Below are 14,363 nucleotides of genomic sequence, written 5' to 3' on the forward strand. Positions count from 1 at the left end.
ATAAGTGCTTCGTGTGAACATCCGAAGCCTCCACGCGCGCTTGACAACCCCAGACGGTGAGCCGGAGGTTCACTCCACCGGCCAGCCGGAGGCTCACGGTACGACGGAGATCACTTCGTGGCGGGGCACGGTTGCACCCCAGTGGTTCACCACCAGCAGGTCGAAGCCGGTAGTGCCCAGCGTGGACGGGATACCGGAGAGATGCCCGGTGTGCTCGTCGAGTCGCAGCCCGTCGGGCAGGCTCCCGACGCTCAGGATGACCTGCGGAAGGTACCCGCCCATACCGATGTCGAGCGACACGGGTGATCCGCGTTCGACCGGTCCGCCGAACGAGCCCGACGTGATCGACGGGGCGAGTTCGGCCCGCTGCACCTGCCCGGTGACGTAGTCGATCGCGTAGAGGCTGCTGCCCGACAGCGCCATGGCCCGGATCAGTGCCACGGCCCCCGCGCCGGCATCGAAGCCGGCGCGGGGCACGGCGGCCAGACCCGCCGCGTCGACAGCGGTCACGGCGCCCACGTGTTCGTCACCGATGAAGAGGTCGCCGTAGGGATCGAGCAGCAGCGTCGTCGGGCGATGCGGCCCGGGCAGGGCCGGGAGCGCCGCCGTCAGCATCCGGCCGTCGGCGCCGAACTTCGACACGGTACCCACGGCGTTGGCGGAATAGACACTGCGCCACGGATCGACCGCGACCGCCACCGGCTGCGATCCTGTCGGCAGTGCCGCGAACATCTCGGTGACGCGGCCCCTCGACGAGACCGCCGAGATGCGGTCGGTCTGGGTGTCGGCCACGAAGACGGTTCCCCCGGAATCGACGGAGAGGCCCAGAGGGTGGTCGGCGGGGTCGAGGCGGGCGAACGTGGGCGACACGACCCCCGCTGCCGTGATGCGGGTGACGGTGGAGGTGCCCCAGTTGGCGACGAACACGTTTCCCGCCGTGTCGGAGGTGATCGCGCGCGGCATCGATCCGCGACCGTCGTAGGCCCAGTACGCCGTTGCGAGGCCCGAGGGCGACACCCGGGTGACCGAGTCGGTGGCGCCGCAGGCGATGTAGAGGAACCCCCGCGGGTCGATGGTCATGGCCTGCGGGCTCACTCCCCCACCGAGTGCGGCGAAGACCCGGGTGACGACGCCGGACGGAGTGATCTTCGAGACCGTCGCATCACCCTCATTCAGAACGAAGAGGTTGCCGGCAGCATCGGTGACGCTCGCGACCGGCTTCGCTTCGGCGCCGAGGCTGGCGAAGGCACCCCCGGGAACCGTCGTCGCCTCTGCCCGGGGAGGAGCGGCGGTGAGCACGCCGGCGATGAGGGCCGCGACGGCCAGGGTTGTGAGCATGGTCTTCACGGGGTGCCCGCCTTCGATAGAGGAACGCTGATGTTCCGTCGAACCCCCGTACCGAGAGTGTGGCACCGTTCGGGAACAATTTCCACCGGAGGTACAGAAACGCGGGGTGCGGATGCATGATGACGATAAATCATCTATCCTCGGTGCATGCCGTCACGTACCCCGTCCACCCTTTCGTCCCCTCGCACTGTTCTGGCCGGCGCAACCGCGTGCGGCGTTGCTGCGCTCGTCGTCGGCGCAGCGTGCGGCGCGGGTGCGGCGTGGGCGGCGACGACCTACACCGTCGTCACGACGCTTCCGGTGCACGCTCCGCTCGTGCTGGGCGTCGACACGGGAGACCACACGCTCTACGCCGTCGACAGCGCGGGTTCCACTGTCTCGATCTTCCGCGGCGGCGTTCTCATTGGCACCCGGAGCATCGGCGCCGACGCTGCGGCGATCGCGGTCGACAGCACGACTCACACGGCCTTCATCGCCGACTCCGGATCAGCCGACGTCACGGTCATCCGTGGCGGTGCCGTCGTGGCCCGGGTGACGGTCGGCACCGCACCCACCTCGGTGGCGGTCGACGAAACGATGGGGGTCGCGTACGTCGGGAACCTCGCGAGCAACACGGTCTCGATCATCCGGGAACCCACCCCGGGGAGCTTCACCGCGACCGACATCGCGGTCGGCAACCAGCCGGTCGCCGTCGCGGTCGACAGTTCGACCCACACCGCCTATGTCGTCAACACTCTCTCGACGAACGTCTCCGAGATCCAGGGCACTGCCGTGGTGCGAACGGTGAGCGTCAATGCCGACCCGAACGCGATCGCGGTCGACAGCGTCAGCCACACGGCCTACGTGGTCAACAACACCTCCCAGAACGTCTCTGTCATTCAGGGCACCAGCATCACCTCGACCACCGTGCCGGTCGGTGCGAACCCTCTCGCCGTCGCGGTCGACAGCTCGACCCACACGGCCTACGTGGTGAACCAGCTCTCGACGAACGTCACTGAGATCCAGGGAGCGGCCGTGGCCAGAACGGTCAGCGTCAACGCCGACCCGCTCGCCGTTGCGGTCGACAGCACGACGCACACAGCCTTCGTCGTGAATAACACCTCGCAGAATGTTTCGGTGATCGAGGGCACCGCGATCCGCAGCCAGACCCTGCCGGTCGGCGCGGATCCACGGCAGGTGGTCGTCGACCCCTCCCTCGGCACGGCCGTGGTCGCCAACTACGGCGGTGACTCGCTGACCGTCATCGGAGCCCAGGCGGCGCCCACCTCCACCCCCACGCCCACCCCGACACCCACAGCCACGACAACACCGACGACGACCGCTACGACGACCGCCGCCCCAGCCCCCGGTGCCAGCAATGGCGTCGGCAACGGCAGAGCGGGCGGTGCAACCGGCGGAGGAACGCTGGCATCGACGGGAGCTCCGGCGGCACCCCTGGCCGGGCTCGCGGCGCTCCTCCTCGTGACGGGTCTGGTCGCCCGCCGCCGGAGGCCCGGCCGCACCCGCTGACCCGCTTCTGCTGACCCGCCTCCGAGTGGGCAGCACGACGGAAGGGCGACTCCTCCCCCATGGGAAGAGCCGCCCTTCACTACAAGCGGGGCGCAGCTGCCCCGCGCGCTACGCCGCCGTGACCAGCGACCGCAGCACGTACTGCAGGATGCCGCCGTTGCGGTAGTAGTCCGCCTCGCCGGGGGTGTCGATGCGCAGCACGGCGTCGAACTCGACCGTCTCCTTGCCCGCGGGCGACTGCGCCGACGGAACCGCGGTGACGTGCAGTGTTTTCGGCGTACGACCCTCGTTGAGCTCCTCGACGCCCGAGATGCTGACGACCTCGGTACCGTCGAGGCCGAGCGATGCCCAGCTCTCACCGGCGGGGAACTGCAGCGGCAGCACTCCCATGCCGATCAGGTTCGAGCGGTGGATGCGCTCGAAGCTCTCGACGATGACGGCCTTCACGCCGAGCAGCGACGTGCCCTTGGCCGCCCAGTCGCGCGAGGAGCCCGAGCCGTACTCCTTGCCGCCGAAGATGACGAGCGGGATGCCCGCCGCCTGGTAGTTCTCGCTGGCGTCGTAGATGAACGACTGTGGAGCATCCGGCTGCGTGAAGTCTCGCGTGTACCCGCCCTCGACATTGTCGAGCAGCTGGTTCTTCAGGCGAATGTTCGCGAACGTGCCACGGATCATGATCTCGTGATTGCCGCGGCGTGACCCGTAGGAGTTGTAGTCCTTGCGGTCGACTCCGTGGGCATCGAGGTACTTGCCGGCGGGGCTGTCGGCCTTGATGTTGCCGGCGGGGCTGATGTGGTCGGTGGTGACCGAGTCGCCGAGCTTCGCGAGCACACGGGCATCCGTGATGGAGGACACCGGGGTGGTCTCGATCGTCATGCCGTCGAAGTACGGGGGCTTCCGTACGTAGGTCGACTCGGCGTCCCATTCGAAGGTCGGGCCGGTGGGCGTCGGCAGCGAACGCCAGCGCTCGTCACCGTCGAACACGCTCGAGTACTCATGCGTGAACATGCCGGTGTTGATCGAGGTGTCGATCGTCTCCTGCACCTCGGCGGCATCGGGCCAGATGTCTTTCAGGAAGACATCGTTGCCGTCGTGGTCCTGGCCGAGCGGGTCGATCTCGAAGTCGAAGTTCATCGACCCGGCGAGAGCGTAGGCGATGACCAGCGGCGGCGAGGCGAGGTAGTTCATCTTGACGTCGGGGCTGATGCGACCCTCGAAGTTGCGGTTGCCCGAGAGCACCGCGGTGACGGCCAGGTCGTTCTTGTTGATGGCATCCGTCACCTCTTCGATGAGCGGACCGGTGTTGCCGATGCAGACCGTGCAGCCGTAGCCGACGGTGTAGAAGCCGAGGGCCTCTAGGTCGCCCGTGAGGCCGGCCTTCTCGTAGTAGTCGGTGACGACCTTGGAGCCCGGAGCCAGCGTGGTCTTGACCCAGGGCTTCGAGGTGAGGCCCTTCTTCACCGCGTTGCGGGCCAGAAGGCCGGCCGCGAGCATGACAGACGGGTTCGACGTGTTGGTGCACGAGGTGATCGCGGCGACGGCGACGGCGCCGTGGTCGAGCGTGTAGTCGGCCTTCTCGGTGTGCACGTGGGTCGGCTTCGACACGCTGCCCGGGGCGTGCGACACGTGGCTGTGGGCCAGTTCGTGTGCGCGCTCGGAATCCTGCGGGGTGAAGCTGGGCGGGTCGGATGCGGGGAAGGTCTCCTCGAGCCCGGCGTCCACCCGCGAGAGGTCCTGCGTGGCGTAGTCGTTCAGGTCGAGTTCGAACTGCGACTTCGCGTGCTTGAGTTCCACTCTGTCCTGCGGGCGCTTCGGGCCGGCGATCGAGGGCACGACCGTCGTCAGGTCGAGCTCGAGGTATTCACTGAACGAGGGCTCGACCGACGGGTCGTGCCAGAGGTGCTGCAGCTTCGCATACGCCTCGACGAGGGCGACCTGGTCGTCGCTCCGGCCGGTGAGGCGCAGATAGTCGAGCGTCACGTCGTCGATGGGGAACATCGCGGCCGTTGAACCGAATTCCGGGCTCATGTTGCCGATGGTGGCGCGGTTCGCGAGCGGAACGGCGGTGACGCCCTCTCCGTAGAATTCGACGAACTTGCCCACCACGCCGTGCTTTCTCACCATCTGCGTGATGGTCAGCACAACGTCGGTGGCGGTGACGCCGGCCGGGATGGTGCCCGAGAGCTTGAACCCGACGACCTTCGGGATAAGCATGGAGACGGGCTGGCCGAGCATGGCGGCCTCGGCCTCGATGCCGCCGACCCCCCAGCCGAGCACGCCCAGGCCGTTGACCATCGTCGTGTGCGAGTCGGTGCCGACGCAGGTGTCGGGGTAGGCACGAAGCACTCCGTCGACCTCCCGCGTGAAGATGACGCGGGCCAGGTACTCGATGTTCACCTGGTGCACGATGCCGGTTCCCGGCGGCACGACCTTGAAGTCGTCGAACGCGGTCTGGCCCCAGCGGAGGAACTGGTAGCGCTCACCGTTGCGCTCGTACTCGATGTCGACGTTGCGTTCGAGGGCGTTCTCGCTGCCGAACAGATCGGCGATGACCGAGTGGTCGATGACCAGTTCGGCGGGGGCGAGCGGGTTGATCTTGGTGGGGTCGCCGCCCAGCGTGCCGACCGCTTCGCGCATGGTGGCGAGGTCGACGATGCAGGGAACGCCGGTGAAGTCCTGCATCACGACGCGCGCGGGCGTGAACTGGATCTCGGTGTCGGGCTCGGCGGTGGGCTGCCACGAGCCGAGCGCCGTGATGTGCTCAGCCGTGATGTTCGCGCCGTCTTCGGTGCGCAACAGGTTCTCGAGCAGGATCTTGAGGCTGAACGGAAGCTTCTCATAACCCGGAACGGTGTCGAGGCGGTAGACCTCGTACCCGTTCTCTCCCACGGTGAGGGTGTCTTTCGACCCAAAACTGTTTACTGCAGACACGGCGCCTTCTCCTTCGCTGACTACGTCAATCTTGTTCGTCTCGGACACCGCTGGCTAGCAAGGGTGGCCTTACCAAAGTATCTTGACGTCGAGATAACTTTAGCATCCCCGTCAGGCCCGGTCGACGACCAGGCCACGTCGTTTCGCGAATCTGTAGTAGAGCTCGATTCCCGATGCCCCGGCCGCCCCCACAGCGATCACGTAGACCAGCCACGGCGTCATGGTGAAGCCGAGCATGAAGAAGTTCTGCGTGAACGGCACCACGAAGCTCAGGACGAACGCGGCGCTCACGGAGGCCACCAGCACCACCCGCGCCCGGGAGAGCGGCCGCGCCAGCACCGACACGATCCAGAGCGACACCATGAAGAGGGCGATGGTCGTAAGGCTCCGCGCCTCGGACTGCGGTAGCGAGACCCGCAGGGGGGCGTACGCGAGCAGGCAGGTCGAAGCGCCGATCAGCCCGGTGGGCACGGAGAACTTCAGCACCCGGGGCAGCACCCCCGGGCGGTAGCGCCGGCGGTTCGGTGCAAGCGCCAGGAAGAACGAAGGGATGCCGATCGCCAGGGTGGAAACCAGCGTCAACTGCCGGGGCAGGAAGGGGAACTCCCACGCGGCCGCCGCTGTCACGAGCGCCAGCACGATGCCGTAGACCGTCTTCGAGAGAAAGAGGTTCGACACCCGCTCCACGTTGGCGATCACGCGCCGCCCGAGCATGAGAACCTCGGGCAGGCGGTCGAAGCGGCTGTCGAGCAGCACCAGCCTCGACACCGCCCGCGTGGCAGGCGTCGCGTTGCCCATCGCGATTCCCAGGTCGGCGTCTTTGATGGCCATCGCATCGTTGACTCCGTCGCCCGTCATGGCGACCGATCGCCCCTGGGCCTGCAGCATCTTCACGATGCGGCGTTTCTGTTCGGGCGCGACCCGCCCGAACACGCTGCCGGTGGCCAGCGCATCCGTCACCTGCTCATCGGTCTCGAGCGTGCTGGCGTCGACAGCTTCTTCGCCGAGGTTCAGCTGGCGGGCGATCGACCCCACCGTGTGCGGGTTGTCGCCCGACAGAACGATCACTCGCACGCCCTCGTCGGCGAAGTATCCGAGCGTGCCCTTCGCCTCGGGCCTCAGCGTCTCTTCGAGAACGACGAAACAGGCGGGCTGGGCGCTGCGCACGAGGTCGGGTTCGTCGACGAACCGCGAGGGAGCATCCGTCGATGTCGACAGTGCCAGCGTGCGGCGCCCGCTCGACGCGATCACGTGGGCCTCGGCGAGGGCTTCCGGATGATCGGCCAGCAGTCGCTCGGGCGCGCCCAGCAGCCACGTGGTGTGTGTGCCGTCGGCTCCGCCTCCCGCCCCGCCCGACACCTGCAGCCGCACCGCGCTGAACCCGCGCAGCGAGCTGAACGCGAGCCGCTCCCCCACCACCGCTTCGCCCAGCTCGAACCGGTTCGAGAGCGCCCGCGAAGTCGCGTTGCCGGCCTCATCGGTCGACAGCGCCGCCAGCGCTCGGGTCGCCGGCGTGAGATCGTCGTCGCGCCCCGGCAGCTGCTGCAGCCCGTGGAACCCGATCGCCCCTGTCGTCAGCGTGCCCGTCTTGTCGAGGCACAGCACGTCGACGCGGGCCAGCACCTCCACTGCGGCCAGCTCCTGCACCAGCACGCGCTGCCGGGTGAGGCGGATGGCGGCGACACCGAACGCCAGGCTCGTCAGCAGCACCAGACCTTCGGGGATGATGCCGACGACGCTCGCCACCGCATCGATGAGCGCCTGCCGGTAGCTCGTGTCGTTCGGGTCGAAGAGTGCGGCGAACCCGCCGTAGGCCCCGATGCGCCCCAGCAGGATGATGATGATCAGCGGCACGAGAATCCACGACAGGTAGACGAGGATGCGGTTCGTGGCCGCCCGCAGCTCCGAGTGCACGAGGCTGTGCCTCTTGATCTCGGCCGTCAGTCTGCTCGCGTAGGAGTCTGCGCCGACCGCGACAACGCGCGCCTCGGCCGTGCCCGACGACACCAGCGACCCCGAGAGCAGGGAGTCGCCGACCTTCTTCGCAATCGGGTCGGACTCGCCCGTGAGCATCGACTCGTCGAGGAACAGGGCGCTCGTCGTCTCCACGACGGCATCGGCCGTGATCTGGTCGCCGGGGCGCACGATCACCAGGTCGCCGAGAACGACCTCTTCGGGCCGGATGATCTGCAGCTCACCACCGCGCCGCACCGCCGTCTCGGGCGACGCGAGCAGCGCCAGTCTGTCGAGGGCGCGCTTGGCCCGCAGCTCCTGCACGATGCCGATCAGGGCGTTGACCACCACGACGCCGAAGAAGAAGCCGTCGCGCAGGTCGCCGAGCAGGCACACGGCGACGAAGCACACCGTGAGGATGCCGTTGAAGAAGGTGAAGACGTTCTCGGCGAGGATGCTCCGGAACGACCTCGACGTGGGTGTCGCGGTGACATTGACCTGGCCGCGGGCGATCCGGTCGGCCACCTCCGCGGGCGACAGCCCCGGATCGGCGACGTTGCTGCCCACGGTCATCCGCTCGCTCCCCTCCTGCCCGCTACGGGTTCTCGGGGCTCGGGTCGGCGGTGGCCACGGTCTTCTGGTGACCGAATGCCGCCCGAACCAGCAGCCAGGTCACCCAGAGCATCGCCGCGTAGAGAGGTACGCCGAGCAGCAGTTTCACCGAGGCGAGCGCCCCCGCCTCGCCGGCGAGGTAGAGCGGCAACTCGACCGCGAGACGGAGCCCGAAGAGCCCGACCCAGCACCAGGTCGCGATCAGAACGACGCGGAACTTCGCCGGGTCGGCCCTCCAGCCCAGCGCGTCGCCCGTCAACACCCCCACGATCAGCCCGATCAGCGGCCAGCGAACGACGATCGACACCAGCAGCACCAGCACCGAGACAGCGTTGATGATCAGTCCCGGCAGGAAGTTGTCTTCGGCGCGCCCGGTGAAGAGGGCGAGGGCGGCCGAGATCGCCACGCCGATGAGCCCGGCGACGGCCGGCATCACGGGGCTGCGGGTGGCGAGGCGCACCACGATGAACACGACCGAGACCGCGAGCGGCGCGAGAACGCTCGGCGTCAGGTCTCTCGTGAACGTGTAGATGACGAGAAAGGCCAGCCCCGGCAGGATCGACTCGACCAGGCCCCGGATGCCGCCGATCGCCCGGAGCAGGGACTGGGCCGTCGGGGTCTCGCCGGGCGCGACCTGACCGATGCCCGACCGTTTGGCCGCAGCCGCGAAGGCCTCGGAGAACGAGGGCGTGCGCTCGTCCCTGTGCTGGTCGTCCATCGGTTCAGACCGCGGCGCTCGACTTGGGAATGGTGAGCGGGATGAGGTCGCGCGGCGGCATGGGAGACCCGCCGCGAACCACCACGACGCTGCGGAACAGTTCCTCGACCGCTGCGCGGGACGCCTCGTTCTGCAGGGCCTCGCCCGCGATGACCCCGCGGAGGAACCAGCGCGGGCCGTCGACCCCGACGAACCGGGCGAGACGCAGCACCGGAGCACCGTCGGGGCCGGCGGCCGGAACCTGGGCGATGAGCTCCGGCCCGAAGACGCCCTCCTGTTCGAGGAGGGTTCCGCCCTGGCCCGTGATCTGGTCGCGGATCTGCGAACGGATGTCGTGCCACAGCCCCGTCGAGCGGGGGGCGGCGAACGCCTGCACCTGCAGGGTCGAGCCGGCGTAGTCGAGGCCGACCGCGACGACGCGCTGCGTACCCTCCTCCACCTCCAGTCGCAGTTGCAGCCCCTCGCGGGGAAGGATCTTCACACCGCCCAGGTCGACGTAGGGGCGTGCGGGGTTCGCTTCGTCCGCATCGAACGGGCCGTCGGTCTCACGGTTCTCCGGAGCGGATTTGGCATCGCCCGGGCCGGCGTCGACCTCGGAGCGATCCAGATCGGCCGGTTCGAGTTCTGCGGGTGCGTCTGGAATGTTGTCTGACACGGGCAATCAGCTTCCTGAGTGGGGGGTGGTGTAGCCGGTCGAACCGAAACCGCCGGCACCGCGGGCACTGCCCGGGAGGTGTTCGACGGGAACGAAGACCGCGCGGGTCACCGGCATGATGACCAGCTGCGCGATTCTGTCGCCGACGGCGATATCGTACGGCACCGAGGTGTCAGTGTTCAGAAGTGCGACGCGGATCTCCCCCCGATAACCCGCATCCACGGTTCCCGGCGAATTGACGATCGTGATGCCGTGCTTGCTCGCGAGGCCGCTGCGCGGAACGACGAAGGCGACGAAGCCGTCGGGCAGGGCGATCGAGACCCCCGTGGCGACAGTGTGACGCTGACCGGGCTCGAGCGTCAGCGCCTCGGCCGACAGCAGATCGGCACCAGCATCGCCCGGATGCGCGTAGCTGGGAATGTGCTCAGCCTTGAGGAGAACTTCGACGGATTCAGTCACGAGTCGAGGGTAGTGCAGAATCCCGGCCCGAAACTCTGATCGAATAGAGCTATGGCGACCTACCGCGAACGACTGAGCCCCCCCGCGCGCATCTATCTGTACCTGGTGCTGCTCATCCCGGCGAGCATCCTGGTCTTCGCACCGATCAACATGCTGGCGGGCATCGTCTGCGCCATTGTTCTGTACGGCGGCAGCGTGCTTGTTCTCTTCGTTCTCTCACCGGTCGTCACGGTGGGCGACGGGATGCTGGTGGCGGGCCGGGCGCGGATCCCCCTGTCGTTCGTGGGCGAACCCGAGGCCATGACGGGCGGCGACGCGACGATGGCCCGGGGGCAGAGGCTCGACGCACGCGCCTGGTTGTGCATCCGGGGCTGGATCCAGCCGGTGGTGCGGGTGAGCATCCACGACCCGGAAGACCCCGTACCGTACTGGCTCATTTCGTCCCGTAACCCAAAAGAGCTCGTGGCCGCCTTACAGAAGGCTGACCACGAGCTCGCTTAGAGCGTTGCTTACCTTACATCTCGCATTCGATGCAGACGGGCCCGAGCTTCGTCTGGTGATCGATCTGCGAGCGGTGCTTCACCAGGAAGCAGCTCACACAGGTGAACTCGTCTGCCTGCGGCGGAAGAACCACCACGTCGAGGTCGAGGTCTGAGAGATCTGCGCCCGGCAGTTCGAAGCCACCCGGATTGTCGGCGTCGTCAACGTCTACGACCCCAGACATCTTGTCGGGGACCCGCTCCTTCAGCGCTTCGATCGAGTCTGAATCGTCGTCGGTCTTCCGCGGAGCGTCGTAATCGGTTGCCATGCTTATCCACTTCTCATACGCCAGCTGAAACAAAATCGGCGGCGTTAGTTTGCATCATCCAAGAGGTAATAGCAAACCGCCAGAACAGGGCTTGCCACCCTCGCCCGTAGCAACTTACGGCACGCCCCGAACATTCCCGGGCGATGCTTCTTTGTCGTGGCATCCTTGCAGGGAACTCCAGACCAAGACGGGGCCAGAAACCATGCAAGATCTTACTGTCATCGGAATCGAGAACGGGGCTCTGCTCGTCTCGAGCGAGACCGGTGAGCGCTACCGTGTCGCCATCGACGAAGTGCTTCAGTCGAGGCTCCGCCAGAGCACCTCGTCGGTCACCCCGGGGGTGAAGGTGTCGCCGCGCGAGATCCAGTCGCAGATCCGGGCTGGTATGAGCGCCGAAGACGTCGCGCGGGCCACCGGCGCCTCGCTCGAGTACGTCGAGCGCTTCGAGGGGCCCGTCGTGGCCGAGCGGCTGCACATCGTCTCGTCGGCGCTCAGGGTGGCGGTCAAGGTCGCGTTCAGCAGCGACCCTCTGCGCGGCGACCCCCTGGGCGACGACCAGTCCTCCACCTTCGGCGAGATCATCGAGGAGCGCCTGGCGGGCCTCGGCGCTATCGACCTGCGCTGGGCCAGCTGGAAGGAGGAGTCGGGCTGGATCGTCAAGCTCACCTTCACCGCCGACGAGATCGACCACGATGCGCGCTGGCAGTACGACCCGAAGCGCCACTCGCTCACGCCCCTCAACTCCGGGGCGATCACGCTGTCGCAGCACGGCGAGATCTCTGACGGGCTGATTCCCCGGCTTCGCGCCGTCGACCTCAACGGTGCCGAGACGGTCTCGGTCAACCCGGGCATCCAGCGCTCCGAGAGGGTCGGGCTCGGAATCGACGAGTTGGATGCCGCGTTCCCCGCTGCAGGCTCCGGCGAGGGTCATTCGGATGACCGTGGTGCTGCTTCCGGGCCGGCTGCGTTCGACCCGCCTCTCTCCGGTGACGCCACCGGTGATCGCCCGGCGCCCGGCGCCTCCGACATCCCCGCCTTCCCCGCAGCCGAGGCATCCCCCACCCCTTCCGCGGCCGCGGCCGCGGAGAAGCCTGCCCGGGTTCGCGCAGACGGTTCTGCCGCCCGTTCCATCTGGGGCTCGGTGTCTCGTGCGGCAAAGGGAACGGATGCCCGTGAGCCCGGTACCGGGCCCACGGCTCCCCCGGTGATCGTCGAACCGACCCCGTTCAGCAGACCCGCGTCGCTCACCGAGCAGGAGTCGTCGGCCCGTGCGGCGGCGGCAGCAGTCAACCGCGCGACACCCGCCCCTACGGCCCACAACGAGACGGCAGACCTGCTCGAGGCCCTCCGGCGCCGTCGTGGCGAGCGGGAAGCCGCCACGTTCGTCGACGACAGCGAAGACCTCGACCCGTTCGGCGATACCCGCTCCGACCACCCCTCCCAGCACGCCGCGCACGCGGGCATGTTCACCCGCGGTTCGTCGGGGTTGCCCACTCCTGCCGGCCCCGTCGGCGACACGCGACCCGTCGCACATCTCAACCCCGACCGTCTCGCAGACCAGGGCCGGCCGGGCGACACCGGTAGCGTCGTCGATGTGCCCCTCGCCGGCCTCGAGTCCGACGCGACGCCCGCCGCCGACCCGGCCTCTCGCCAGCGCCAGACCACCCCCCAGCCGGGTAAGAAGCGCCGTGCCGCAATGCCCAGCTGGGACGAGATCGTCTTCGGTGCGCGCAGCGACGACGACCTGAGCTGAGCTGACCTGAGGGCCTGTGCCGGACGGCAGGCTCGCCGACGGCCCCTCGGCCGAGGGCGCCTCTGCCGGAGTCGTCCGAGCGGGCGGCGCACCGGCCGACTGCACCCCAGTCGGTGCTCCGCCGAGCAAGCGGCACCTGAGGCAGACCTACCGACGGCATATGGTGGGTCACTCCGCCGACGGCACAGAGTCCTGGCTCAACTGGATCGTGTCCGATGCCACCGGCGCGGCGCCGGACTACGTGCAGGCGACCGCGCGGCAGGGCGTAAGCGAGTTCGCGCGGGTGGCGGCGCCGGCTGCGCAGAGCCGCGGTGTGGCGACCGGCAGAGCGAACGCGGTCCTCAGCTGGCTGCGGTCAGAGGGTGGGTCACAGTTCGTGGCGCATAACCACCCCGATCACGCCGCCTCCGAGGCCGTCGTGCGCCACCTCGGGCTCACTCCCACAACCACCGGCGTCGACGGTGAACGTCGAAGGGTCAGCTGACGCGCCCGTTCGTCTCATTCGCGTACGCGCGCGCAGGCGCGGTTGCGACAAACGGCCGCGGAACCGACAGAAGCGCTCTGCGGGCGGTCAGCGTGCGGCGAACGCGCCGAAGCGCAGCAGCGGCACGTACAGCTCGTCATCGGTGAACGAGCCGTGCTGCCCGATCATGGTGCGCTTCGCCGGAGGGGTGCGACGGGAGTCGTAGAAGGCCACGTTCTTGCGCGCCGCTACGAGGACGTCGCCGATGCGGCCCCGGATGCCCGGCAGCACCTCGCCGAACCACCCGGCGTCGATAGCCTCGTCGCGCGTCGCCACCCACGCCCGTGCTCCCTCGACCCTCCGCCACGCCGCCACCAGCGCGTCGCGTTCCGCAGGGGACAGCGACGGTTCCAGGTGCAGCTGCAGGCAGCGCGGGTCGCCGGCCACGTGCCGCACGCCCGCCACCAGTTCAGGCAGCGTGTCGAACAGCACGTGCGACGTCGACGGAACGTCGACCATTCCGTGGTCGGCGGTCAGCAGCATCCCTTCGCCCGCTCCCAGCGAGGGGAGGAACATCGCCAGTGACCCGTCGACGGCCTCGAGCGCGGCGATGAACTCGTCGGACTGCCAGCCGTGAGCGTGGGACGCCATGTCGAGTTCGGGAATATAGAGGTACACGAGTTGGCGCCCACCGGCGTCGAGGGCGGTTCGCGCCGCCGCAAACCGGTCGGCGATCGTCTTGCCTGCCACGTAGCGTGCCCCGCGCAACGCAGCGTCAGTGAAGCCGCTGTTCTCATAGCGCGGAGCACCGATGGCCGTGCATCCGATGCCTGCTGAGGAGGCCCTCTCGAACAGGGTCGGCTGCGCCTGCCACTCGCGCGGGCTCATCTGGGCCCCCCACCCCGTCAGCTGGTTCAACACCACGTCGTGCTCAGGCACGAGCGCCGTGTAGCCGACGATGCCGTTCGTGCCGGGGGTCGTTCCGGTTGTCAGCGACGTCAGGGCGACGGCGGTCGTGGTGGGAAAGCCGCTGGCGAGCTTCGACTTCTTCGTGAGCGCCGCCATCAGGTGGCGGGCGTGCCCGGCCCGTGCACGGAGCGACGACACCCCGAGCCCGTCGACGAGCACCACAACGATACGCTCGGCGGCGGGCAG

12 protein-coding genes are annotated in these 14,363 nt (G+C 68.3%); 4 read left to right on the plus strand and 8 right to left on the minus strand.

Annotation, left to right across the window (positions count from 1 at the left end):
• Window positions 1–93: 93 nt before the first annotated feature.
• Window positions 94–1,338 (minus strand): virginiamycin B lyase family protein, encoded by a 1,245-nt coding sequence (locus B7R24_RS17315; protein WP_437123520.1) that lies wholly within the window; start codon window positions 1,336–1,338, stop codon window positions 94–96.
• A 156-nt stretch (window positions 1,339–1,494) separates the two neighbouring features.
• Between B7R24_RS17315 and B7R24_RS08265 the strand changes: the two genes are divergently transcribed.
• The gene (locus B7R24_RS08265; protein ID WP_116418507.1) at window positions 1,495–2,856 is read left to right on the plus strand and encodes a YncE family protein; all 1,362 of its coding nucleotides are present in this window, start codon (window positions 1,495–1,497) and stop codon (window positions 2,854–2,856) included.
• 108 nt (window positions 2,857–2,964) lie between these two features.
• On the opposite strand, the gene B7R24_RS08270 is transcribed toward B7R24_RS08265, so the two are convergent.
• The 5 genes from B7R24_RS08270 to dut form a co-directional block, all read right to left on the minus strand.
• Complete coding sequence (locus B7R24_RS08270; RefSeq protein WP_116418508.1) at window positions 2,965–5,787, minus strand: aconitate hydratase; 2,823 nt, start codon at window positions 5,785–5,787, stop codon at window positions 2,965–2,967.
• A gap of 111 nt (window positions 5,788–5,898) precedes the next feature.
• Window positions 5,899–8,313 carry an HAD-IC family P-type ATPase gene (locus tag B7R24_RS08275; protein WP_116418509.1) on the minus strand — a complete coding sequence of 805 codons (2,415 nt, stop codon included), beginning with the start codon at window positions 8,311–8,313 and terminating at the stop codon, window positions 5,899–5,901.
• 22 nt (window positions 8,314–8,335) lie between these two features.
• Window positions 8,336–9,070, minus strand: a complete 735-nt coding sequence (locus tag B7R24_RS08280) for a DUF3159 domain-containing protein (RefSeq protein ID WP_116418510.1) — start codon at window positions 9,068–9,070, stop codon at window positions 8,336–8,338.
• Window positions 9,071–9,074: 4 nt separating this feature from the next.
• Window positions 9,075–9,677 (minus strand): DUF3710 domain-containing protein, encoded by a 603-nt coding sequence (locus tag B7R24_RS08285; protein WP_172582762.1) that lies wholly within the window; start codon window positions 9,675–9,677, stop codon window positions 9,075–9,077.
• Window positions 9,678–9,731: 54 nt separating this feature from the next.
• Window positions 9,732–10,184 carry a dUTP diphosphatase gene (gene dut, locus B7R24_RS08290; protein WP_116418512.1) on the minus strand — a complete coding sequence of 151 codons (453 nt, stop codon included), beginning with the start codon at window positions 10,182–10,184 and terminating at the stop codon, window positions 9,732–9,734.
• A gap of 51 nt (window positions 10,185–10,235) precedes the next feature.
• Between dut and B7R24_RS08295 the strand changes: the two genes are divergently transcribed.
• A complete protein-coding gene (locus B7R24_RS08295) occupies window positions 10,236–10,685 on the plus strand; it encodes a DUF3093 domain-containing protein (protein WP_116418513.1) in 450 nt (149 codons plus the stop codon).
• 13 nt (window positions 10,686–10,698) lie between these two features.
• Here B7R24_RS08295 and B7R24_RS08300 read toward each other — a convergent pair whose 3' ends face one another.
• Window positions 10,699–10,992, minus strand: coding sequence for a DUF4193 domain-containing protein (locus B7R24_RS08300; protein ID WP_104244106.1), 294 nt, complete (start codon window positions 10,990–10,992; stop codon window positions 10,699–10,701).
• A gap of 202 nt (window positions 10,993–11,194) precedes the next feature.
• Here B7R24_RS08300 and sepH point away from each other — a divergent pair, with 202 nt between their 5' ends.
• Window positions 11,195–12,745, plus strand: coding sequence for a septation protein SepH (gene sepH, locus B7R24_RS18070; protein ID WP_253259930.1), 1,551 nt, complete (start codon window positions 11,195–11,197; stop codon window positions 12,743–12,745).
• Window positions 12,746–12,905: 160 nt separating this feature from the next.
• Complete coding sequence (locus tag B7R24_RS08310; RefSeq protein WP_116422256.1) at window positions 12,906–13,229, plus strand: GNAT family N-acetyltransferase; 324 nt, start codon at window positions 12,906–12,908, stop codon at window positions 13,227–13,229.
• An 87-nt stretch (window positions 13,230–13,316) separates the two neighbouring features.
• Here the strand turns inward: B7R24_RS08310 and B7R24_RS08315 are convergent.
• The coding region (locus tag B7R24_RS08315; protein WP_172582997.1) for an alkaline phosphatase family protein at window positions 13,317–14,363 on the minus strand (1,047 nt) is incomplete at its 5' end.

This window comes from Subtercola boreus (genome assembly GCF_003399645.1).
Classification (GTDB): domain Bacteria; phylum Actinomycetota; class Actinomycetes; order Actinomycetales; family Microbacteriaceae; genus Subtercola; species Subtercola boreus_A.